This is a genomic window from Myceligenerans salitolerans (assembly GCF_017349295.1).
GTDB classification, from domain to species: Bacteria; Actinomycetota; Actinomycetes; order Actinomycetales; family Cellulomonadaceae; genus Myceligenerans; species Myceligenerans salitolerans.
In genome coordinates this window covers 295222-318147 of sequence record NZ_JAFMPK010000044.1, presented here as the reverse complement: position 1 = coordinate 318147, position 22926 = coordinate 295222, and the positions used below count along the sequence as shown (strand labels likewise).

21 protein-coding genes and 1 riboswitch are annotated in these 22926 nt (G+C 71.2%); of the genes, 11 read left to right on the top strand and 10 right to left on the bottom strand.

The genetic code is table 11. From position 1 onward, the window contains the following. Nucleotides 1-83: 83 nt before the first annotated feature. The 3 genes from J0911_RS12415 to rlmC all read left to right on the top strand — a co-directional run bounded on the left by J0911_RS12415 (nucleotide 84) and on the right by rlmC (nucleotide 2602). Nucleotides 84-698, top strand: a complete 615-nt coding sequence (locus J0911_RS12415; RefSeq protein ID WP_207275742.1) for a DinB family protein — start codon at nucleotides 84-86, stop codon at nucleotides 696-698. Nucleotides 699-804: 106 nt separating this feature from the next. Further along, nucleotides 805-1320: a hypothetical protein gene (locus J0911_RS12410; RefSeq protein ID WP_207275741.1), complete on the top strand. Its 516-nt coding sequence runs from the start codon at nucleotides 805-807 to the stop codon at nucleotides 1318-1320. Nucleotides 1321-1345: 25 nt separating this feature from the next. Beyond that, nucleotides 1346-2602: a 23S rRNA (uracil(747)-C(5))-methyltransferase RlmC gene (gene rlmC / locus J0911_RS12405; RefSeq protein ID WP_207275740.1), complete on the top strand. Its 1257-nt coding sequence runs from the start codon at nucleotides 1346-1348 to the stop codon at nucleotides 2600-2602. Here rlmC and J0911_RS12400 read toward each other — a convergent pair. From J0911_RS12400 to J0911_RS12385, 4 genes are all read right to left on the bottom strand, one after another. Next, a complete protein-coding gene (locus J0911_RS12400) occupies nucleotides 2561-3319 on the bottom strand; it encodes a zf-HC2 domain-containing protein (protein ID WP_207275739.1) in 759 nt (252 codons plus the stop codon). The two genes, rlmC and J0911_RS12400, sit on opposite strands and share 42 nt — an antisense overlap. A gap of 231 nt (nucleotides 3320-3550) precedes the next feature. Continuing rightward, complete coding sequence (locus tag J0911_RS20390) at nucleotides 3551-5065, bottom strand: zf-HC2 domain-containing protein (protein WP_207275738.1); 1515 nt, start codon at nucleotides 5063-5065, stop codon at nucleotides 3551-3553. A 178-nt stretch (nucleotides 5066-5243) separates the two neighbouring features. Then, complete coding sequence (locus J0911_RS12390; protein WP_207275737.1) at nucleotides 5244-5459, bottom strand: hypothetical protein; 216 nt, start codon at nucleotides 5457-5459, stop codon at nucleotides 5244-5246. Between the two features lie 433 nt (nucleotides 5460-5892). Continuing rightward, nucleotides 5893-6729 carry an ion transporter gene (locus J0911_RS12385; RefSeq protein ID WP_307865061.1) on the bottom strand — a complete coding sequence of 279 codons (837 nt, stop codon included), beginning with the start codon at nucleotides 6727-6729 and terminating at the stop codon, nucleotides 5893-5895. Between the two features lie 195 nt (nucleotides 6730-6924). On the opposite strand from J0911_RS12385, the gene J0911_RS12380 reads away from it, so the two are divergent. Next, nucleotides 6925-7188 carry a GlsB/YeaQ/YmgE family stress response membrane protein gene (locus J0911_RS12380; RefSeq protein WP_207275735.1) on the top strand — a complete coding sequence of 88 codons (264 nt, stop codon included), beginning with the start codon at nucleotides 6925-6927 and terminating at the stop codon, nucleotides 7186-7188. 119 nt (nucleotides 7189-7307) lie between these two features. Next, entirely contained in the window at nucleotides 7308-8189 is an 882-nt protein-coding gene (locus J0911_RS12375; protein WP_207275734.1) for a hypothetical protein, read from the top strand. Nucleotides 8190-8200: 11 nt separating this feature from the next. Here J0911_RS12375 and J0911_RS12370 read toward each other — a convergent pair whose 3' ends face one another. After that, a complete protein-coding gene (locus J0911_RS12370; RefSeq protein ID WP_307865060.1) occupies nucleotides 8201-9583 on the bottom strand; it encodes a TrkH family potassium uptake protein in 1383 nt (460 codons plus the stop codon). Nucleotides 9584-9747: 164 nt separating this feature from the next. After that, nucleotides 9748-10470: a C40 family peptidase gene (locus tag J0911_RS12365; protein ID WP_207275733.1), complete on the bottom strand. Its 723-nt coding sequence runs from the start codon at nucleotides 10468-10470 to the stop codon at nucleotides 9748-9750. 1 nt (nucleotide 10471) lies between these two features. Next, nucleotides 10472-10667, bottom strand: a riboswitch (cyclic di-AMP (ydaO/yuaA leader). A 187-nt stretch (nucleotides 10668-10854) separates the two neighbouring features. On the opposite strand from J0911_RS12365, the gene J0911_RS12360 reads away from it, so the two are divergent. Then, entirely contained in the window at nucleotides 10855-11805 is a 951-nt protein-coding gene (locus tag J0911_RS12360; RefSeq protein ID WP_207275732.1) for a hypothetical protein, read from the top strand. 37 nt (nucleotides 11806-11842) lie between these two features. On the opposite strand, the gene J0911_RS12355 is transcribed toward J0911_RS12360, so the two are convergent. From J0911_RS12355 to J0911_RS12345, 3 genes are all read right to left on the bottom strand, one after another. After that, nucleotides 11843-12583, bottom strand: a complete 741-nt coding sequence (locus tag J0911_RS12355; protein WP_307865059.1) for a C40 family peptidase — start codon at nucleotides 12581-12583, stop codon at nucleotides 11843-11845. A 440-nt stretch (nucleotides 12584-13023) separates the two neighbouring features. Further along, nucleotides 13024-13488, bottom strand: coding sequence for a hypothetical protein (locus tag J0911_RS12350; protein WP_207275731.1), 465 nt, complete (start codon nucleotides 13486-13488; stop codon nucleotides 13024-13026). A gap of 177 nt (nucleotides 13489-13665) precedes the next feature. After that, nucleotides 13666-13938: a hypothetical protein gene (locus tag J0911_RS12345; protein WP_207275730.1), complete on the bottom strand. Its 273-nt coding sequence runs from the start codon at nucleotides 13936-13938 to the stop codon at nucleotides 13666-13668. Nucleotides 13939-14183: 245 nt separating this feature from the next. On the opposite strand from J0911_RS12345, the gene J0911_RS12340 reads away from it, so the two are divergent. The 3 genes from J0911_RS12340 (at nucleotide 14184) to J0911_RS20820 (ending at nucleotide 18452) form a co-directional block, all read left to right on the top strand. Then, nucleotides 14184-15044 carry a carbonic anhydrase gene (locus J0911_RS12340; protein WP_207275729.1) on the top strand — a complete coding sequence of 287 codons (861 nt, stop codon included), beginning with the start codon at nucleotides 14184-14186 and terminating at the stop codon, nucleotides 15042-15044. A 60-nt stretch (nucleotides 15045-15104) separates the two neighbouring features. After that, a complete protein-coding gene (gene nhaA, locus J0911_RS12335; RefSeq protein ID WP_207275728.1) occupies nucleotides 15105-16949 on the top strand; it encodes a Na+/H+ antiporter NhaA in 1845 nt (614 codons plus the stop codon). Nucleotides 16950-17039: 90 nt separating this feature from the next. After that, nucleotides 17040-18452, top strand: a complete 1413-nt coding sequence (locus J0911_RS20820) for a sigma-70 family RNA polymerase sigma factor (protein WP_207275727.1) — start codon at nucleotides 17040-17042, stop codon at nucleotides 18450-18452. An 18-nt stretch (nucleotides 18453-18470) separates the two neighbouring features. Here the strand turns inward: J0911_RS20820 and J0911_RS12325 are convergent, their stop codons facing one another. Then, nucleotides 18471-19469: a P-loop NTPase family protein gene (locus J0911_RS12325; protein WP_207275726.1), complete on the bottom strand. Its 999-nt coding sequence runs from the start codon at nucleotides 19467-19469 to the stop codon at nucleotides 18471-18473. 297 nt (nucleotides 19470-19766) lie between these two features. Between J0911_RS12325 and J0911_RS20815 the strand changes: the two genes are divergently transcribed. Continuing rightward, nucleotides 19767-21515, top strand: a complete 1749-nt coding sequence (locus J0911_RS20815) for an acyltransferase (RefSeq protein WP_207275725.1) — start codon at nucleotides 19767-19769, stop codon at nucleotides 21513-21515. Beyond that, a complete protein-coding gene (locus tag J0911_RS12315; protein WP_207275724.1) occupies nucleotides 21512-22918 on the top strand; it encodes a polysaccharide deacetylase family protein in 1407 nt (468 codons plus the stop codon). The genes J0911_RS20815 and J0911_RS12315 overlap by 4 nt, the downstream gene beginning before the upstream one ends. Nucleotides 22919-22926 lie beyond the last annotated feature (8 nt).

Genomic DNA, 22926 nt, shown 5'->3' with positions numbered 1-22926 from the left:
GTGGTCCTCGTGATCCACGGGTCCGCGTCCGTGATCGTCCGTACCGTGCCGGGGATGTCGGTGTCCGGTGTGATGCTGTTCCCATGAACCAACCCCGCGAAGCCGAGAGCAACGAGGACTTCCAGAAGCGGATCCTCAAGAAGTACCTGCGTTCCGCACGCGAGGCCCTCGTCTGGAAGGTCGAGAACCTGTCCGAACGAGAGGCTCGATGGCCCCGGGTTCCCAGCGGCACGAACCTCGCCGGCCTGATCAAGCACATGGCGAGTGTCGAGGCCGGGTATCTCGGCGATGTCGTCGGCCGGCCGTGGCCCACCCCGGAGGAACTGGTCTCCTTGGAGGCGCTCGAGGAGGACCCGCAGGCCGACTTCTACCTCACCACGGACGAGACCCTCGCCGGGACCCTCGACGTCTATCGCCGTGTATGGGCCTTCACCGAGGAGAACATCGATGTCCTTCCCCTGGACACGCGGGGCACGGTCCCGTGGTGGTCCGACAACACGGATACCACGCTGTTCCGCCTCGTCGTCCACACGCTGGAGGACCTGTCGCGCCACACCGGTCACGCCGACATCCTCCGTGAGCAGCACGACGGCGCGATCGGCCTGAGCCGCGGGAACCTCAACCTCCCGGACCACGACAGGCGTGAGCGCGAGGCGTACGTCGAGAAGCTCAGCACGATCGCGAGCCGGTACCCGTGACCGTCCGGCAAGGACGCCGTCGCGCACGGAGATCGCCTCGTCCGTGCCGGCGTGACCGGCTCGGCTCGTCTGGCGGGGGCGAGTGACAGCCGGAACACTGTGCTGTGTGCACCGCCGACATCGAGCACTTCTGGCCGTCGCGGTGGCGCTCGCCGTGTCGCTGCTGACCATCGGCGTGGTGCGGGGCGTGCAGGAGAACCTGCGGCAGGATCGTTCGGCAGAGGCAGACGATCCGGCTGCGGGCGAGAGCGGGCGAGCTGCGGTCGCATGGCTGGTCCGTGCGGGAGAAGCGGCGCGTGCCGAACTCGGGGAGCGCATCGACGAAGGCCGCGAGGTTGCCAGGACCGCCCGGGCGGCCGATACGGGAGCGTTGCAGGCGCTGAACGAGGCGTTGTCGACCGCCGAGGCGCATCACGTCGCCCCGCCGCCGGTGGTACCGCAGGCGACCCCCACGGCCGGGTCCGTGGCCGCGGCCCGTGCCGAGCTGGAGAGCTGGGTGGCCGACCTGCTGTGGATGTCGGACGAACTCGCACGCAACATCCGCGAGACGGAACGTTCTCACGTCGAGCACCGCCGTGGTGACGGTCCGGACGCCCCGTCGAGCGGCACGAGCGACAGGTAGTCCTGCGGCGCGAGACAATGGACGAGTGCAGTGCCCACACTTCGACGCCGGCCGCTGCCACTCGTGCACCCTTCTGGGCACTCCCTACGCGACGCAGGTCTCGCAGAAGCAGCGACACGTGTCCCGGCTCCTCGAGGGAGCGGGGAACGCGGCCGCCCCGTCGGGTTCCAGCCCGGGGAGCGATGCCGTCCGGATCGACTGGTCACCCCCGGTGACCGGCCCGGAGTCCGGGTTCCGCAACAAGGCGAAGATGGTCGTCAGCGGTACCGTTGACGAACCGGTGCTCGGCATCCTCGACGAGATCGGCCAGGGCGTGGACCTGACGGACTGCGGCCTCTATCCGCCGGCACTCCAGGCCACGTTCTCGCCGCTCAAGGGCTTCATCAGGCGCGCCCGGCTGGAGCCGTACCTGGTATCCGAGCCGGAGCGCGCACGCAGCGGGAAGCGCCGCCGGGACACGGCCGGGCGTGGGGAACTCAAGTACGTGCTGGTCACGATCTCGCCGGAGGCCGAGCTCATGGTCCGGTTCGTCATGCGGTCCACCGAGGCGCTCGCCCGCATTCGCAAGCACCTTCCGTCGCTGCGATCCGCACTCCCGAACCTGGCGGTGGCGACGGTCAACGTCCAGCCCGCACATGCCGCGGTGCTGGAGGGCGATCGGGAGATCGTGCTCACGGACTCCGAGGCGCTGACGATGAGGGTCGGAGGTATTCCCCTGGCCTTGAGGCCGCAGAGTTTCTTCCAGACGAACACCCCGGTGGCCGCGCGACTGTACCGGCAGGCGCGCGAGTGGGTCGACGACGTCGGTCCGGCGAGCCTGTGGGACCTCTACTGCGGGGTCGGCGGTTTCGCGCTGCACTGCGCGACACCGGGCCGATCGATCACCGGCATCGAGCTGAGCCGGGAGGCGGTCGCCGCGGCGACCGCGACCGCGAACACGCTCGGCCTGAGCGACGTGCGGTTCGAGGCAGGCGACGCGCGCGACGTCGTCGGGCGGCTGGCGACGGACGCTCCGGAGATGGTGATCGTCAACCCGCCCCGCCGGGGGATCGGCGCCGTGCTCGCGCGGGCCCTGGACCGCTCCACGGTCGGCCACGTCCTGTACTCCAGCTGCAACGCCACCACGCTCGCCGCCGACCTCGCGCACATGCCCGGCCTCCGTCCGGTCCGCGGCGTCGTGCTGGACATGTTCCCGCAGACCCAGCACTACGAGGTGCTGGTCCTGCTCCGTCGGGAGCGGTCAGCGCGCCACCGCCGGGGACAGGTGCGGGCCGTCCGGTAACGACACCGTGCCGAGCTGGACCACCGGGGGTGCGGCCTGCTGGAGCCAGTAGGACTCGCGGATGTCCGTGAAGGCGCGCGCGCAGGCCGCGCAGTCGACCAGGTGATCCTCGAGTTCACGGCGGCGGCCCGGCAGCAGGCGGTGCCGGATGTAGTCGTGCATGGCGCCTCGGGTGCTCCGGCACACGTCGGGCCCGAGGGTGGTGACGCTCGCGAGTCTGTTCGGGGACTGCGGAAGGCGCCGCCGCACCGAGCGTGGCAGACCGGTCGTGCGCTCGGTGGGTTCGATCGACGGGGGCAGCTGTGTGCGTGCGTGCGTGGGCGCCGCCTCCCCGTGCTCTTCCGGGTGAGCCCCGTGCTCCGACGTGGCGGGCACCGTGGCAGTGGCCGGTGGTGCGACCCCCACGCGCTCCGTGACGGTGGTACCGGAGCCGATCGTCCGGGTCCGGGTCCCCGTCCCGGCACGGGGGTCGGTGTTCCGGCTGTCCGCGACCTCGATCGCCGAGCCTTCGGTGGCGGCGTCGATGGCGGCGTCGTGCCAGAAGTCCACCGGGCGGTCGATGGGGCCGTGTACGGCGATCTCGCGGCAGAGCTGTTCGAGCCCGAAGCTGGCGGCCAGTTCCGGGTCGGCCTCCGGGACCTCCTGTGACACGGCGAACACGACAGCGCGCCGCTGGGCGGCCATCTCGCTCAGACCACTGCTGATCAGCGTGTGCAACCTCGTCCTCCCGATCCGCGAGGCGCCGACACTACCGGTTGGTGGCGTGGCGCCACCGACATGGTGGCACTTCCGTGTACACGCATGGAAGCTTCGTCTGAAATATCGGAGATATCAGTGGGATTTGGTCGACCCAAAGTAGGGTCACATACTTCTCCGTGCTGGCGGCGGTCGCACCAAGGGCCCGGAACCGCCACCGGTTCCGGGCCCTTCTCACGGGGAGCTGGCTTCTCAGTTCTCCTGGGTGTCGCCCTCGTCACCCGCCGGCGCACCGCCGAGGGCGTTGGCCAACTCACCGAAGACCGGCAGGTTCATCAGGTCGCCGATGAGCGGGACGTCCTCCAGGCCACCCAGGACGTTCTCCAGGCCACCGAGGGGCAGCTCGCCCAGCACGTCGCCGAGACCGCCAGGAGCCTCCTCTTCAGGGGCCTCGGGTTCATCGCCGCCCCCGTCGCCCGGGTCGCCACCGTTCCCGTTGTCGCCGCCGTTCCCGTTGTTGCCCTCATTGCCCGGGTCGGCCCCGCCGTTGCCCGGGTTGCCGCCGTCGTTCGCCGGCGGCTGTTCCGGTTCGGGGGCGGCCGCCGGCGGGTCCTCGGGCGCGGGATCCGGCTCGGCCGCCGGTGCGGCCGGGTCTGCCGGGTCGTCCGGCGTGGACCGGTCGAGCGGCGGCGGGAACTCCTCGCGCGGCTGCGGTTCCTCGGCCGGGACGGTTTCAGGGTCCTCCGGCTCCGGCTCGGGATCGGTCTCCGGCTCCGGATCTTCCGTGTCGGCCGGAGGCTCCGCCTCCTCGCCCGCGTCGTCCCCGGTGCCGTCACCACCGCCGGTACTCCCGTCGCCCTCGCCGTCCGAGGCCGATCCCGTGGCTTCGGCCACTGCTTCGGCCTGAGGGTCGGGTTCGGTCGCCATGTAGGCCCACGCGCCACCGGCGAGGGCGAGCGCGGCGAGGACGCTCGCGGCGACGGCCTGTTTCGCCGTCGGCCGCTTCGGCCTCGGAGTCGCCTTCGCGCCCGCCACGGCGGCGGCACCGCTGACCGCCGCCCCGCCGAAGAAGAACGCGACGAGATGCTGGCCGAGCTCACGGAGCATCCACGAGACCTCGCGCACGTCGACGAACGCGCGGGTGCAGTCGGCGCAACCGTCCATGTGCAGTTCGAGGCGCTTCGACCGCCGGGGAAGCAGGCGGCCCTTGAGGTAGTCGTGCATGGCGGCACGCGTCGTGCGGCACTCGGGTTCGTTGACCTTCCGGGCGTGCGCGGCGGCGAACGCGCCGGCAAGCCGTTCCTCGGCGCGGCGCAGGCGCATGGTGACCGCGTGCGGGCGAACTCCGAGGTCGCCGGCGATGTCGGTCACGGCCATGTCGTCCACGTGCCGGTTGAAGAGCAGCTTGCGGTCGTCGTCGTTGAGATCGCTCAGAGCATCGCGCAGCATCGCGACGTCGGCCTCACGCTCTGCGCTCAGCTCCGCGCCGGCCACGGCAGGTGTGATGCCGGCGAGTGCCTCGTCCTCGACCGGCACCGCTCGACCCGCTTCGCGGGTCATCGAGTACGCCTCGTTCAGGGCGGCGCGGCGCCAGTAGGCCGCCGGGTCGGCGATCTCTCCGTCGTTGTTCACGATCCGGATCATCTTCTCGAGGGCCCGGCTCGCCGCCTCGTCGGCGTCGACACCGGGGACGCGCGCGGCGACGGACCGCACCACGTTGGGCCGGTGGATGACCCAGTCGTCGATCTGGACGTCAGTGGTGGTCACCGATGCTCTCCCCCTTCGATGCGTCGCCCGTCGATACCGGAACGCGCGTACATGGTCGCACCGCAACGGCGGGGGAATGCAAGCCCCTTGGCGGGATATATGGTGGCAGGTCGCATTGCATGAGCATGTCTGGGGTCATCCTCGCTGTCCGTGGTGCTGTTCTTGAACTTCTCGTGGTTCATTGCCGATGAAACGCCTCATAGACGGCGTCGATCCCGCGTGGCCCGGTGGTCGCGTCGATGACGGCGAGGGCAACCTCGCAGGCGGCCGCACACAGATCCGAGGCCCCCCACGCGTCCGCCAGCCGATACAGGCTGACCGCGTCGCCATCCGAGTAGGCGCGCAGATATTGCGCACCCAACCGGACGAGCTCGGTGTGTTCGGTGCTTGTCATGTGCCCCTGACGCTCGAGGGGATCGAATGTCACAGCACTCCAGCCATTTTGTCGGGGAGTATTGCTTGTCTGTCTGGGTTTGGGGCGGTTCTGACAGCTGAGTGTGCCCGACATCACCCGGATTCGCCTTCCGAGCCGGTGGTAACCAACTGTGATGCAGATCACACAGTGTGTCGACGGAAGTGCTGTGACATCTGAGCCGCCGGGCCGTCTCTCCACCGACGCGAAGGTTCGGACCGCGCTGGGGGCGGGCCGAGCCAGGTTCGTCCCGGAGCGGGCGGTGATCGGAGTGTGCTGGGAGCACGCCGATCACCGCCCGGCTCCGAACCTCCGGCCGAGCGCCGGATCGAACTGTGCCAGGGGCAGGTCGATCCGGCGCTCGTGTCACGCAGCGCCGCGTGGCCGCACCTGTCCTCGGCCGCGGCGCTCCGCGCTACCTCGCGCCGGCGGCCGGGGCGGCCGCGGGCTCGGCCGCGCCGTTGCCGCGCTCGGCGCGGAGGGCGGCCAGCTCGGCGCGAACCGCCTGGATCTCCGCCATGAGCGCGGCGTTGGAGGCGTCGTCCTCCTTGTCGTGCTCGACCAGTTCTTCCTCGAGACTCTCCATGCCGCTCACGATCACGGCGATGAACAGGTTCAGGACCGCGAAGCTGACCACGAGGATGAACAGCACGAAGAAGAGCCACGCGCCGGGCATCTCGGCCATGACGGTGGCCGCGATATCCGGCCAGGCCTCACCGGTCATGACCTGGAACAAGGTGAAGAGCGTGGTTCCGAGGTGTCCGAAGTGCTCCGGAGCGATGTCCCGGAACAGCTTGGTGGCGATCACCGCCGACACGTACAGGACCAGGACGAGCAGCGCGCCGACCGAGCCCATGCCGGGCACGGCGGCGACCAGACCGTTCACCACTCGCTTCATCGAGGGGACCGCGTTCACGACGCGAAGCGCGCGCAGGATCCGGAGAGCCCGCAGCGCCGAGAGCGAGTGCACCGACGCCGGAACGAGCGCGATGCCCACGACCAGGAGATCGAACACACTCCACGGATCCGTGAAGAACCTGCGGCCGTGGGCGAAGATCCGCAGGGCGAGCTCGACGACGAAGATCCACAGCATCGCGGTGTCGACGTAGCCGAGCCACACGTCGACCGGTCCGCCGTCGACCGACGTCTCGACGCCGAGCACGATCGCGTTGCCGACGATGACCGCGAGGATCCCGCGGGTGAACCAGGTCGCCTCGACGAGCTGCCCCACTCGTTCGCGAATCGCTCGCACGCGTCTCACTCTGCTTCCCTGCTGTCATATCGGTCCTTCGGCCAGCCGAAGCCTAGCGCTCCGACGCTGTCCGGCTCGCCGGTCATGGCGAGATTTGCCCCTCATGCGACGAATCGCCGTACACAGTGGGCGAATACGGCGGTTCAGTGCCAAGGTAGGTGCCGCAACACCTACTCTCACTGGAGGAGCATCACCATGGGTTTCATTCCCTTCCTCATCCTCGGTCTGCTGGCCGGCGTCATCGCGCGGATCATCCTGCCGGGCAAGCAGAAGGGCGGCTTCTGGCTGACCCTGCTGCTGGGTGTCCTGGGCGCGATGCTCGGTGGCTGGCTCGGCGGGCTCATCTTCGACATCTCGTTCGACCAGTTCTGGTCGTGGCAGTCCTGGCTGTTCTCCGTCATCGGCGCGCTGATCGTCATCGGTGTGTTCGAGATGATCTTCAACCGGAAGAGGGACTGACCGGCTGCTGTGGTCGGAGCCGCTGACGTCGGCGTGAGCCGCTGACACGGCGAGGGCCTGGGCCTAGGTTGGGACGCATGCCACCGTGCGTCCCCAGGGCCCGGGCCCTTGCTGTGTCAATGCTGGTCGCGGCCACGCTCCTGTCCGGTTGTGGTGCGGGCGGCCCAGTCGGTGAGCGGCACGGACCGGTGCCCGACGACGTCGCCGGGCACCTGGTCGCCACGCTGCGGCAGGCGCGTCTGGACTACGCCGAACGCGTGGTCGAGATCGAGGTCGCGAACAGCTCGGACACCGACCTCGTTCTTCTCGGAGGGGAACTGGAGAGCGAGAGCTTCGGCGTGTCGACCGAGACCACGACGCGGCCGTTCCGTACCGAGACGCTGGCCGTCGGCGGCCGGCGGGGCTTCTACGTCCGGCTCGGGGAGGCCACCTGCCCGTCCGGGCGCACAGGGCGTACCGGTTCCGCCGCCGAGCTGCGTGCCACGGTCACCGTGGCCGTCGGGAGCCGAAGCGACCACGGCGAACCGACCACGGTCGAGGTGCCGGTCTCGGACTCCGGCGGGCATCTCGCCCGCAACCTCGCGCAGGACTGTGCGGGAGCGGCGGTCGCCTCAGGAGTCACGCTTGCTCAGGGCCCGGCGCTGCGCACCGAGCGTCGTGACGGGGAGACCGTCGCGGTCCTCACTCTCACCGCCGAACCGGTCGCGGGCGGCCCGGACGTCCGGATCACCCGGATCGACGGTTCGACCCTGATCGACCCGGTCGGAGGTGGGGCGTGGCGCGGCAGGGCGTTGGCCGGCCAGGACGAGGGAGTCCTCGAGCTCGCCCTCGTACCGACCCGCTGTGACCATCACGCCGTCTCCGAGGACAAGCGGGGTACGTACCTCCCCGTGCACGCGGACGTGGACGGGATCCCGCAGCATGTCGTCCACGTTCCCATGCCCGACGCCGCGAAGCGCGACCTCTTCGAGTACATCGCCGACTACTGCGCCTGGCCGTGATGCCGGACGACTCAGCCGATGATCGGGGCGCTCTCGGGCATGCGGTACAGCCGCTGTCGGTTGCGCAGCGCCAGGGCGGTGCCCAGGGTGATCGGTCCGAGCCTGCCGACGAACATCAGCGGGACCAGCAGGAGCTGGTTGAACCACGCGAGATCAGCGGTGATACCGGTGGACAGCCCGGTCGTCGTGAACGCGGAGGTCACCTCGAACAGGATCTCGGCGACACTGATGTTCGGCGTCGACGCGGTGATCCACAGGGTGGGCACGACGATGATCGCGATACCCAGCAGCGCGACGGTCAGCGCCTGGCGCTGCGTACCGTGGGAGATCCGGCGGTCGAAGGCGTTGGCGTCGGGCTCGCCGCGCAGCTCCGACCAGATCACGACCGCCAGGACCGCGAAGGTGGTCACCTTGATGCCACCGGCCGTGCCCGCGGAACCGGCACCGATGAACATCAGGATGATCGTGCCGAGCCAGGTCTCGTGATGCATCTGCGAGGTGTCCAGGGAGTTGAAGCCGGCCGTACGTGGCATCACGGCCTGCGTGAACGCCGCGAGAATCTTCTCCCCGACGCCAAGGGGACCCATGGTCGCCGGGTTGTCCCACTCCGCGACCAGGAAGAACAGTGTGGCGCCGACGAGCAGGACGGCCGTCATCCACAACGTGATCCGGGTGTGCACGCTCCACCGGCGCGGCCGCCGGCGGGCGCGGAGCGCGCGCAGGACCTCGGCGATGACAGGCAGGCCGATGCCACCCAGGATGACGGCGGTGCTGATCGGCAGGTTCACCCAGGGATCGCCGACGAAGCCGATGAGGGAGTCGCTGAACAGCGCGAAGCCGGCATTGTTGTAGGCGGAGACCGCGTGGAAGACTCCGTTCCACAAGGCTGCGCCGAACGGCATGTCGTAAGCGATGAGGAACCGTGCGGTGAGGACGAGCGCGCAGGCACCCTCCACCAGGACGGCGATCTTGAGCACCCGGGTCAGGACGCCTCGCACATCCCCGAGCCCGACGCTCCGGGTGGACGCGGCCGCCACCAGCCGAGAGCTCAGGTCGAGGCGCCGCGTGAGCAGGATGCCGAGCAGCGAGGCCAGCGTCATCACGCCGAGTCCGCCGATCTGGATCAGCACGGCGATCACGGCTTCCCCGAAGGCCGACCAGAACACCGGGGTGTCGGTGACGATCAGGCCTGTCACGCACGTGGCCGACGTGGCCGTGAACAGTGCCTCCACCAGCGTCGCGGGCTCACCCTCGGCCGCGACCGGCAGCGAGAGCAGAAGCGTCCCGACGGCGATCGTGGCCAGGAAGCCGAGAGTGACGATCTGCCCCGGGCGGCGTCGCAGCGCCGCCGCACTGCTCACTTCCCGCGCCTGGCGGGACTTGCTGTATCGCACGACCTACGACTCTAGTCCTGCCCGACGGCATCCGGGCGGTGAACCCGGTGTGTGGTCGCCGACGAGGTCGAGCGCCGCGGACCGTCGGACAGAGGAGCCGACGGCGCCGCGGCGCTCGGATGCGGTGTGTGCGTGTCCGGACGTGCTCCGGTCACGTCACGGTGTCAGATGACGCGGATGAAGACGGGGTTGTCCTGCCACATCTCCGTGTAGCGGCCCGGAAGCCCGCTCTGGTACCACTCCATGATCATGCCGTTGCCCGCGTACAGGGCCACGTGTCCGGGGCTCCAGACGATGTCGCCGGGCTGCGGGTCGTAGACCTGGTAACCGGCGTTGAGCATCGCCGACGACGAGTGCGGCAGCTCGATGCCGTACAGGCCGTACACGTACTGGATGAAACCCGAGCAGTCGAAGGCACCCGGGGTCGAACCGCCCCAGACGTATGCGCCCGCGAGGTAGTTGTACGCCGTGTTCGTGATCTGGATGTTGAGCGGCGTGGGCGGGGGCTCCGGGGCCGGCGTCACCTCGACGAGGCCCTCGACCTTGGTGCTTCCGTCGGCGGTGACGGTCGCGCCTTCCACGTCGAGCCGGACGTTGTGGCCGACGGAGACCGTCCCGGCCTGGCTGATGGCCTGACCGGCCGTCTCCTTCAGCGCGTCGAGGTTGAGACCGTCCATCTTCGCGGCGGTCTTGACATCGCTGGAGGCGGGGGCCGCGTGCGAGGTCGTGGCGAACGTCGAGACGAGAACGCCGCCGGCGGCGACGGCCAGCGCGCCACGGCGGGCGACGGTGCCGGCGTTCTCGGAGGCGGTGCGGGCGATGACTGTGAGGGGGGTTGTGGCCTTGCGGTCCGCGCGATGGCGGCCGCGCTGGGTGGCGTGGGTCACCGTGTTCTCCTGTACCGCCTACGAGGTGAGCTGTCGGGTTCGGGTGGGAGATGCTCACCCGGCCGAGCAGATGTGGGGGTTCTGCCCGGCTTCACCCCGAGGACTCCGGCCCTTCGGAACCCCGTGGGCTCCGCCGGTCCGTCGCCCGGAGATGGTTCCCCCGTCCCTGCCACGATCATCCTGGGCACGATGCGGTGGCAGGGCTCGGCGTCCGCTTCGTGACTTCACCCGTTCGGGCGAGGCGAGACTCAAGGTACACACCTTCGGCGAAAAAGTCACGAACGTGTCACGCACAACGTGAAACGGCGGACTATGGCCGTTTTTGCCAGAGATTTCGCCCGCGCCGGCGACGCCTGTCATGCCTGTTCCGCTACGGTGCGCGCCATGGCCAACGGCGCGACCGACACGGTGACCGAAGCAATCACGCCGACCGAGCTCCCCGTGCGCGTCTCGGGATGGTGGATCCTTCCGATCAGCGCCATCGTGTGGTGGGCCGTCGGCTTTCTGCCGTGGATCGTGCACGAGATCTCTCAGGCCCTCGGTGTCCAGTCGGCGTCGGCCGAGGAGATCGACGCGTTCACACCGATACCGCTCGCGGCCGAGGACGCCGTCGCCTCGCTGGTCACGATGAGCGTCATCGGAGGCGTGCTGGCCGGGGCGAGCGCACGACTCGCTCGCCGTCGCGGCGGTGGCGCCGTGGCCGCTGTGTGCGGGACGTCCCTGGCTCTGGCCGCGGCCGGCGCCGGCGCCTGGTGGCAGGTGAACGCCGCCGACGGAGCGGACGACGCGAAGGCTGACGCGTTGCTGGCCATCGCCGTGGGGGGCACGGTCCTCGGCCTGGTCCTCGGACTTCTGGCCGCACTCGCGCCGGCACCGGTGAGAGCCGCGGCGCTTGCCCTTCCTGTCGTGCTCGCGGACGGCTGGCTCTGGGGGTTGTTGCCCGGAGTGGCCCCCGCGCCGCAGGGAACCTGGTGGGTCTTCGCCGTCGCGCTCGGCATCGCGCTCGGGCTGGGAGTGGACCGCAATCCGCTCCAGATGCTCGGCTGGCTCCCGGCAGCAGCCCTCGTGTGGGTGCTCCAGGCCGTCGGCCCCGTACTCGACGCGGTGAGCGGTTACTTCGCTCCGGGAGCGGCACCGCTGTCGATCCCCGCGGTTCTCGATGCGGCCTGGGAGCCGCTACGGGGGACGACGTTCTCGACCGACCAGCATGATCTCGGCGGCTGGGTGGTGGGCCTGCTGCTCGGTGTCGCCGTCGCCGGCCTACGGCTGACTCGTGGGATGGATGACGGCGACGAGGAGGAGTTCGACGAGCTCCGTGCCTTCACGCCGAGGTAGCGGGCCGGGCCGCGACGGCCGGCCCGGCCCGGACCGGTCAGACCACCCGGACGAAGGTCGGGTTGCTCTGCCACATGGCGCGGTAGCTCAGGGGGGTGCCGTAGCTGACGGCCTCGACCACCATGCCGCCACCGGCGTAGATCGCGATGTGGCCGGGTGTCCAGACGAGGTCGCCGGGCCGCGCCTCGGCCGCGGACACCACCATGCCGGAGCTGCGCAAGGCGGACGACGAGTGCGGGAGCGAGACGCCCACCTGCGCGAAGGCGTACTTCACGAGCCCGGAGCAGTCGAAGCCGCCAGGGGACTCGCCGCCGTAGACGTACGGCGTGCCGACGAACTGCATCGCGATCGACACTGCGCGCGCGCCGATCGAGCCGTCGGAGACGGGAGCGGCCGTTCCTGTCGCGGCGGCCGCGGGCGCGGGCTCGGGCCGGGGCTCCGGCTCCGGCTCGGGCTCCGGTGCCGGCTTCACCTTGACCACCGTGGTCGCGATGTCCAGGCGGGCATCGGGCGCCACCCTCACTGCCGGCGCCGTCTCGATGTGCGTACGTGAGGCGTTCAGGGCCTCGAGATCCAGTCCCGTGACGCGCTCGTAGCGGGCGTTGCCCTCAGGAGCAGCGGACGCCGTGCTCGACAGCGTCGTCGCGATGATCCCCGATGTCGCCGCGACGAGAGCGCCCTTGCGGGCTGCGTCCGCCGCGGTCTTCGACAGTGCAGTAAGCGGGGTATTGGGAGTGTGGTCGGCGCGGTGTCGACCGCACCTGACGTTGGTACTCACCAGTGGTTCTCCGAATCGCACCTAGGGTCTCCGGGCGCCGTGCTCAAGCTCGTTCACGACCGCCCGTGGCTGCGTCGTCCTATGACGCAACGGACTCGACGCTAGGTGAAGAAATCGTGCTTGTCTCGACCAGGCATGTGGTGACGCGGAATAACTTGACAAGGTCGGCCCTGTAACTTTTCGACCGGGGTCGACACGCAGGTGAGATCGGACCTTTTCCGCGAGTCACCCGGACGCAGGGCTGACCGACCCCTCTGCTTTGCCCGGCCGTACCGGCGTGTCGCCACAATTTTGTCTGGTATGCGCTGGAGGTCGCGAAAATCGTCTCCGGCGTCCGCGGTGGGCAGCCCGCTCCGGGGAGCCGTGCGCGGACTCGGACAGCGCGGACTCGGGCAGGGACGTCGCGGAGGTACGTCGCGGAGGTACGTCGGACGAGCCGGTCAGGGCAGGACATCCTTGATGTCTGCCAGAAGCGGCTTGAGCAACGTGGTGCGGCGTGTGCGCACGACGTGCTCCGTCACTGTCGCGACACGCTCCAGGAGCGCGAGCGACGTGGTCAGGCGCGGATCCGGGGCCGGCCGGGGCACGTGGTTGCCGGTGTCCGACAGCGTGCGGGACCACTGCTGGGCGGCTCCCGTCAGCATGGACGCGAGATCGTCGCGTTCGACGGGGCGTGCCGACATGGCATAGGCGATCGCGGCACGGTGCAGTTTGTTGCGTGCCTCTCCCACTCGGCGGCCTTCGCGGGCCTTCTCGAAGAACCCGCCGGCGCTCGCCCGGGCGAGAACGGGCTGCAGTTCCGGCGCGTTCTCGATGACGATCGGGCGCGGGTCCAACGGCACCTCGTACCGAAGCCCGGCGGGCACGTCGGTACCGGTCAAGGACAGCTCTGGGGCGGTCGTCATGGTTCTTTCCTGTTCTCGTGCACTCGATAATGCCCGTCGACAGGGGTCTATCAAGGAGCGCGTCCGCTCGCCCGCCGGCGCGCCGCGGACGCATCCCTGCCTCATGATCGTGCGTTGGGCGCAATCGAGCGTCGGCGCAGGTAGGAATGGTGTGAGCGCCGCGGCACGGTCCCGCCCTCAGGCGTCCGCGCCGGGCATGTCATCGGCCGTGGCGGGGTCGGGCCGGCGCGATGCGGCGAGGATCGTCTCACGCAGCATGGCGAGCGCGGCGTCCACGGCCGCCTCGCACCAGATGTCGGCGGGCCGATCGACGGCGCCGTCCGCGACGATGCGGGCGCAGAGGATCGCGAGCCCGCGGCTCGTGGCGACCTCCGGGTCGACGAGCGGTACGCGGCGCCTGACCGTGTGCACGACGGCGCGGCGGTGGGCGGCCCAGGAAACGGTGTCCATCAGGTTTGTCGTCATGCAGCCCAGACGCACGAAGCCCGCGGATGTCACAGCACTTCGGGAAAACGGCCGGAGTCAGGCGCGCCGTGCGCCTGCGCCCCGGAGCCGCGCCGTGCGCCTGGGCCCCGGCTGCCCCGGGCTCGAGCGGGTGAATTCTGGTAGTACTGCGTGTGGCGACTCGCCATGATGCCGGCCAGGCGGCCGGCCCCCCGGCCGTGTCGCCGGTCGCCCTCGAGAAACGGAACCCGATGTCTGTTCCTGCGCGCGCATTCACGCCCGCCGTCCTGCTCCTCGCCGTCGCCGGTCTGACGAGCTGCGGTGGCGTGCCGGTCTCCTCGCCGCCGGCCCCGGCGAACACGGTGGAGAGACCGCAGGAGCCCGCACCCGAACCCGGCGCGGACCGGGTGCACTGGGCTTACGACGGCGACGACGGCCCCACCCACTGGGGCGAGCTCTCCGACGACTTCGCGCTGTGCGCCGACGGCTCTCACCAGTCCCCCGTCGACCTGCCGGCGCGGGTACCGCACGGGGGAGGCCGGACGGACGTGCAGGTGGGGGACGCGGAGGGGGCGGTCGCGGATACCGGCCACACGTTCCAGCTCACCGTCAACGACGGCGACGGCGACGGCGACGGCGACGGCGCCGGCACGAGTGTGATCCACGACCAGGTGACGTACGACCTCGTCCAGATGCACTACCACGTGCCGTCGGAGCACACCGTCGCGGGCGACCCCGCCGACGTCGAGTTCCACTTCGTGCACCGGAGTCCGGACGGCGGTGTGCTCGTCCTCGGCCTTCTGGCCGAGAAGGGTGACAAGACCCCCGCCGTACAGCCCTTCATCGACGCCGTCCGGGCGGACGAGCAGACCGAGACGGACCTCGACCTCTCACGGATGCTGCCCGGCGAGTCGCCGGCCTACTCCTACGAGGGCAGCCTGACCACGCCGCCGTGCACCGAAGGCGTGCAGTGGCTGGTGCTCCAGGAGCGGATCACCCTCTCGTCCGGCCAGCTCGCGGTCCTGACTCGCGCCGAGGACCACAACGCCCGCTCGACCCACCCGCTGGGGGACCGTGAGGTCGACGGAACCGACCTGAGATTCGGCGACTGACCGCACTCGGCACGCCGGACCGCGACGGCGGACGCCGGTGCGATCTCCTACCCTCGCACCATGGACGACGCGCACCGGACGCGGTGGACCCGCCGCACCCTCGACTGGCTCCGCACGGAGGTGGGCAGCGCGCTGCTGCTCGTCGGTGTCGTCCTCGTGGCCCTGGCCTGGGCGAACTCGCCGTTCTCCGGCGCCTACGAGCACCTGTGGGAACTTCCGGTCCACGTGGACGCCGGCGACCTGCGCTTCGACATGGACCTGCATCACTGGGTCAACGACGGACTCATGGTCCTGTTCTTCTTCGTCGTGGGCCTCGAGGTGCGCCAGGAACTCGCCGTCGGAGCCCTCCGGCAGCGCAACCGCCGCCTCGTCCCGCTCGTCGCCGGTGCCCTCGGTGTCCTCACGCCCGCTGCCGTCTACCTCGTGATCGCGGGTCGTGACGCCCCCACGGGCTGGGGCGTCGTCATCGGCACCGACACCGCGTTCCTGCTCGGCGTCCTCGCGCTCGTCGGGCCCGCGATGTCCAACCAGTTGCGCATCTTCCTGCTCACCCTGTCCGTCGTCGACGACTTCATCGCCGTCACCGTGATCGGCACGGTCTACTCCGACGACGTCCGGCCCGGACCCCTCGTCCTCGCCGCCGCCTGCCTCCTCGCCCTGTGGCTGCTCGGCCGGGCCCGCGAGTGGCGCAGCACTCCCTACGTCCTGGTCGTGGTCGTGCTCTGGGGTGCCACGGTGCAGGCCGGGGTCCATCCGTCCCTCGCCGGGATGCTCGCCGGGCTCCTCGTTCCCGCGGCCAGCCCCGAACGCGAGGACGTCGTCCGTGCCAAACACCTGTTCCGCTCCTACTGGCAGTCGCCCAACGCCGGCGTCGCGCGCGTCGTCGGCCTCGGGCTGGCGCGGTCCATCTCCGTCAACCACCGCCTCCACGAGCAGCTCCGCACGCCCGTGTCCCTCGTCGTCGTCCCCGTCTTCGCGTTCGCCAACGCCGGCATCGACCTGCGCGGCGGCGCCCTCGGCGAAGCCTTCGGCTCCACCGTTCTGTGGGGGGTCGTGGCCGGGCTCGTCGCCGGCAAGCTCGTGGGCATCAGCCTCGGCGCATGGGCCGCCGTCCGTGCCGGGCTCGGCGAACTGCCCGACGGCGTCGGACCCGGCAGCGTCGTCGGAGGTGCCGCACTGTCCGGCATCGGTTTCACCGTCTCCCTCCTCATCGCCGACCTCGCCTTCGAGGACGAGGCCGACACCCAGGCAGCCGCCATCGGCGTTCTCGTCGCCATGGTGCTCTCCTCGCTCGTCGGCGCGTTCGCCTTCCGTGTCGCGCGAGTGCGTTTCGGCGAACACAGCGCCGACCTGCCCGTCACCCTCACGCCCGACGTCGACGTCGAGCGCGACCACCTGCGCGGCCCTGCCGGAGCTCCGTACACGGTCGTCGAGTACCTCGACTTCCAGTGCCCCTTCTGCGCGCGTGCCACCGGGATGGGACAGGACCTCGCCGACCACTTCGGCGATCAGATCCGGTACGTCGTCCGCCATCTTCCTCTGGAGGACGTCCATCCCCAGGCCTTCGGCGCGGCGCTCGCGGCGGAGGCCGCACACCGCCAGGGTGCCTTCTGGGAGATGCACGACGTCCTCTTCGCGAACCAGGCCCGGCTCGAACCCGACGATCTTCGTGGCTACGCGCTCGAGCTCGGCCTGGACGTCGAGCGCTTCGACCGCGACATGGCCGACGAGACGTTGGCCGAACGGGTCCGCGCGCACGCCGAGAGCGCACGGGCGAGCGGTGCCCAGGGCACGCCGACCTTCTTCCTCAACGGCGTCCGGAACCAGGGGTCCCACGACGCCCGGACGCTCATCGCCGCGCTGGAGGAGTCGCTGCCGGAGGCGGCGGTCCGACGGCGGTCCTGAGCCCCTGGACGGTCGTACCCGCCTGGCCGTAGTGTTCCACGCGATCAGGACAGCTCATCGAGGTGCCAGGGGGGCCCGCAGATGGCCGAGGTGACCAGCTCCACCCGGTCCGACGAGACGCTGCTCGCCGACCTCCGGGCCGGCCAGGTCCACGCGTTCGCCGAGCTCTACCGCCGTTACCACCGCACTGCCGTCGGCGTCGCGCGGCGTGTGGTCGGCAGCGGGCCCACGGTCGACGACGTCGTCGCCGAGTCGTTCGCCTCTCTCCTGGCCGTCGTGCGCGGCGGGGGAGGCCCGTCGGCCAACGTCCGCTCGTACCTGCTGACGACCGTGCGCAACACGGCGATCGGGTTCGTGCGCGCACAGGAGCGCGCGGTCCCCGCCGAGGTCGAGGTGGTCGACAGGCCGCACCACGACACCGACAGGCTGGGTACGGCGGACGACGCCCGCCGGATCCGGCGGGCCTTCGCCGCGCTGCCGCCACGCTGGCGCCGGGTTCTCTGGTACGTGGACGTCCACGAGCTGCCGCCCGCCCAGGCCGGCCCGCTGCTCGGGGTGTCACCGAACGCTGCCTCGTCGCTGGTCCGCAGGGCACGCGAGCGACTCCGGCGTGAGTACCTGCAGGCGCATCAGGACCGGGTGGCTCCCGGGTGCGAGGACTACGCCCCGCACCTGGCGCGGTACGTCGAGGAGTCGCTGGCGGTCCCCGTGCACCATCGCATCGAGGCGCACGTGCTGGCATGTGCGCCGTGCGCGGCCGTCGTCGAGCAGATGCGCGACCTCAGGCGTCGCATGCGCGCGGTGCTGCTTCCGTTCGGCCTGCCGCTCGCGGCGGCGGCGGACCGCGGCGCGGGGGCTCGCGGTACCGACGGGCCGGTAGCTGGAGGAGTGTTCCCGGGCGGTTCGCTGCCGGGTGCGGGACCGCGTGGGATGCGCGCCCTGGGCCGGCGGTGGTGGTGGGCACGGCCGCGCGACGTGCGACGTGCCGCTCTCCACGGTGCCACGGTCGCCGCGGTGTGCCTCCTCACGCTGTCGGCGGTCGCCGCGTCGGACCTCGCGAGGGACGACACCGCCGCGGACTCGGGCGGCGGCACGGATCTCGCGCTGGAACTCCTCCTCGCGTGGCCCTGGCAACCGATGCCGCCACCGGCCGAGCCACGTCCCGAACCGACGGCGACTCCGAGCCCCACGTCGTCGCGCCCGGTGCCCGTCCCTACGCCGGCTCCCTCGCCGGGGCCGACCTCGAGGACGGTTCCGGTACCGACGCCGGCGTCGACACCGGCGAGGACATCCGAACAGGAGCCGACGCCGGCGGCGACGCGGACGTCCGAGCCCACACCACCCGTGGCGAGCCCGGCGCCGCCGCCACCGGTCTCGAGCCCGGCGCCGGCTCCCTCGCCGTCGGCTCCCACCCCGAGCCCGAGCCCGACGCCGAGCCCGAGCCCGACGCCACCCTTCCTGGAGATCGTGGTCGACGGCGTTCCTGTGCTGCGGCTGTCGTAGGTGTGCGCGACGCGACGGCTACGAGGCCCGGCGCAGGCCGACGTCGTGGACGTGCGCGTAGCCGAGCAGCGCACGGCGCAGGTGCGGCTCCACGGCCAGGTCCTCGCCGGCCGGGTCCTCGAGGACGACACCGGCGTCCACGAGCCGGTCGAGGAAGACCTCGGGGACCGTGGAGAGCAGACCGGTCGCCTCCAGCTCGTGCCACGTGAACCGGTGGGACAGACTCGCCTCGACCAGCACCGCGAGAGCTTCGTCGGGCAGGGCGTCGCGCAGGAAGGCGGCGCGATGTGCCGCCGCGGCGGCCGCCACGAGTTCGTCGGGGACGGCGGCGTCCGCGGGGCTCGTCCGGCGCAGTTCGTCGAGCGCGGGGTAGACCATCGCGGGCCAGCCCGCCGTGGCCGTGACGAGCAGGTCCGCCTGCGAGTCGCTGAGAGGCACCCCGAGTGATGCCGCCGCGGTCTTCGCCTCGTACGCCGAGACGCTCAGGTCTCGCGGGTTCAGCTCGACGGGGGCGGCCGTGGAGGAGTCCGGTCCGCGCAGCGGCATCGCGGTGAGCGCGACGACGCGGCTTCTGCGCAGCGGCCGCGCCACCCGGTCCAGAAAGCTCAGTGCCGCCTCCGACGCCGGGCCCAGCCGGTCGACGACGAGCACCGTCTCACGGGCGTCGAGCACGGTGGCGATGTCCTTCGGCGTCCAGCCCCGGGCCGGAGCCGGAGCCGCGGGCTCACCGGTCATGAACATCAGCCCCGCGCGGACGGCCGCTGCGAGCATCTCGCCGTCGATCGACTCGCTCTCACGCAGCTCCACCCGGACCACCGCCGTCCCGTCCCGGACGAGTCGCCGGGTCCACAGCGTCACGGCCGTGCGGCGGCCGGTTCCGCGCGGACCGCGCAGCAGAACCATGCCCGTCGTCGTCGCGCGCAGTGCGTCATCGAGCGATCTCTCGATCGCCGGCCGGCGCAGTGCGGCCGGTGCGGTATGGGGCTGGTGTGCCTCGACACACGAACGACTGCTCACTCTGCCTCCTCTGGTCGAACGACACGTCGGGGCGCCTCGGGCCCGCTTGGGGGAGGCGTTCCGATCACACGCATAGGACGGTGGGCCGGCACCGACGTGTCGCGTGACCTGCGTCACATACGGGTCGTGGTCCGGCCGGAGCGCCGGGCGGCGGGCGGACCTCGTGCCACCGGGGTGTCGCCCGGCTTGCTCGGGACGGGCGTGGGCGTGCGGCCCGGTCACCGGCCTGCCTCGCGCAGGTTGAAGCAGCGCACGTACTGCCGCAGACTCGTCGGACGGTTCGTGTGAAGGAGAGCAATGGCCGAGCACAACGTGGCGGGCACGATCGGGCAGACGTTCGGCCGTTCGGACCTCGACTACACCCCTTGGGAGTTCTGGGACCGTGCCGGGGAGGCCGACAAGGTGCGGCAGCACGCGCTCCAGGAGGTCCTGGCCGCCGAGCGAGGGTTCGTCCTCGGCGAGCGGTGCTTCGTGTCGGAACTCGCCTCGGTGACGAACGAGACGCTCGAACTGGGCGACCGCACCTACGTGGCGGCGGGCGCCTACCTGTCCGGGACGTTGCGCGCCGGACGGGACTGCACCATCAACCCGTACACGGTGGTACGCGGCGAGGTTCGCCTGGGGGACGCGGTCCGCATCGGCGCTCACACGTCCCTGCTCGGGTTCAACCACACGATGGACGACCCGGACCTCGAGATCCACCAGCAGCCGCTCACCACCAAGGGCATCGCGATCGGCGACGACGTCTGGGTCGGTTCGCACGTGGTCGTCCTGGACGGCGTGACGGTCGGTGACAAGGCGGTGCTCGCGGCCGGGGCTGTCGTGACGAAGGACGTGCCGGCCGGTGCGGTCGTCGGCGGTAACCCCGCGCGCGTCATCAAGTGGCGGACGGGGCCGGACCGTCCGTCGCGGCGGCGGACCGACGACCTGGCCGGTGCGGTGGCCGGCTTCGCCGCCGCGGCTCGCGAGCAGGCGGAAGTGGTACTTGACCGGTACCGGAACGACGTCGGCGGACTGTTCACGAACCGTCCGGGAGCCGCACCGACCGTGCGGGCGCAGTGCGACGCGGTCGAGATCGCCGATCTGCTGCTCGGTGGTCCGCCCCCGTGGCAGCACGCCACGGACCTCGCCGAGGTGCTCCGCTCGTGGCAGGACCCGGCCACCGGCCTGGTGGGCGAACTCGGCGACGACCGGCGTCCCGTCCCGCCCGAGGCGACGATCCTGGACCCGTCCACCGGGTACCACGTCCTGTGCGTGGGCTACGCGCTCGACCTGCTCGGATCTCGGTTCGCGCACCCCCTCGCCGTCTTCGCCGACGCTTCCGCGGCCGACGTCGTGGCCGGCCTGGAGGGCCAGGACTGGGACACCGGTGCGTGGGCCGCCGGGCACTGGGTCGACGGACTCGCGACCGCACTGCACTGGAATACGCGCCTGGGGGTGGTGAACGGCCGGGGCACGGTCGAGGCGCTGTTCGGATGGCTGTTGAGGAACGCCGACCCCGGAACGGGGATGTGGGGCCGTGCCGGAGAGCCAGAAGGGCTGCTGCAGGTCGTGAACGGCTACTACCGGGCGACGCGTGGCACGTTCGCGCAGTACGGGCTCCCCGTGCCCTACGCCGAGCGCGTCGTGGACACCGTCCTGGCGCACTCGCGTGACGTCCGGTACTTCGCTCCGGCGCGGCAGAACGCCTGCAACGTGCTCGACGTCGCCCACCCGCTGTGGCTCACCCGGACGTCCGGATATCGCGGCGAGGACGTCGCCGCTCTCGCACGGCGGCTCCTGTCCGACGCGCTGAGCCACTGGACCCCGGGCCAGGGATTCGGCTTCCAGGCGCCTGACCCGACGACGTCGTCCGTCTCCGCGACAGCCCCGAGCCTGCAGGGAACGGAGATGTGGCTCGCCGTCGTCTGGCTGCTCGCGGACCTCGCGGGCCTGTCCGACCAGCTCGGCTATCGGCCCCGTGGCATCCACCGGCCCGAGCCGGCCGCCGCTTCCTGGCCGGGACCGGATCCTCGCCGACCGGGCGTCACGGGTGCTGGGGGATGAGCACGGCGTCACCGGCCGCCCAGCCGCCACCGGCGCACCACCGGCGCGCACGGTGGTGGTACGTCGGCGGAGCGGTGGTCCTTCTCGTCGCGGCCACCGCCGTCGTCGGCGGGATCCTCGAGCACCGGGCCTGGGAGGAGGCGGTGGCCGACTACGACGCGGAGGTCGCCCGCGTCACCGACGAGGCAGAGGGCTCGAGGGCCCGGGCCGAGGGCGCCTACGAGAAGAGCCTCGACGCGCTGGAGGACACGCTCGAGGACGGTCGTCGCACCTACGCCGACAGCGAGGGGCAGGTGGCCGACCCTGCTGTCCGGGAGCCGCTCGCCGACGCTCTCGACCACGCCAGGCAGCTGCGCGCCGCGGACGTGGTGTACCCGTCCGCCACGCGCGTCGTGGAGGAGGTCGTCCGACCCAACCCCTTCTTTCCCGAGACGCTCCCGGAGGTGCGGGTGGACGTGGTCGACGGATCGAACCCGGCACCCGCCGAGCTCGACGACGCGGCCGCCGGCGTGGCCGAGGCGACGGTCGCCGTCGCCGACGCCCACCGCCAGTGGGCCTTCGACGAGCTGCGGAGCGCCACCACCGAAGGACGGGACGCCCTCGCCGACCTGCGTCCCCAGGTCGGCGAGGGTGCACTCGAGAGGCTCGGCGACGCCGTCACCGATGCGGAGGAGATCCTCGATGCCGGGCCCGAGGCCGTGGACCCCGGTGCGGCCGTCCCGCTCCGGGACCGTGTGCTCGGGACGACGCACTCGCTGTGGTCCGCCCGGCTGGCACGGATCCACGAAGAGCGTCGTGCCGCCGCCCGCGCCGACGGCGTCGACTGTCGCGTGGCCAGGTGCGTCGCGCTGACCTTCGACGACGGCCCTGTCGCGGACACCCGGCGACTGCTCCGGATCCTCGCGCGGAAGGATGCGCCCGCCACCTTCTTCATGGTGGGCGACAACGCCGCGGAGCGGCCCGAGATCGTGCGCGCCGTCGCCGACGGCGGGCACCTCGTGGCGAACCACTCCTGGAGCCACCCGCAGCTCACGAGTCTCGACGACGCGGCAGTGCGCGAACAGCTCAGGAGCACCCAGGACGCGATCTTCGAGGCGACCGGGTCCACCCCGTTCCTCCTGCGCCCGCCCTACGGCGACGTCGACGGCCGGGTGCGGTCGCTGGCGACCCGCACCGGCCTCGACGTCGTCCTGTGGAGCCTCGACACGGAGGACTGGCGTACCCGGGACGCGCAGGAGACACGCCGTCGCGTGCGAGCGCAGGTGGAAGCAGGCAGCAACATCCTGATGCACGACATCCATCCGTCCACCGTGGACGCCGTCCCCGAGATCGTCGACGACCTCCGCGAGGAGGGCTACGTCCTGGTCACGGCCGATCTGCTCGTTTCCGAAGCCGACGGATAAGCGCTCGC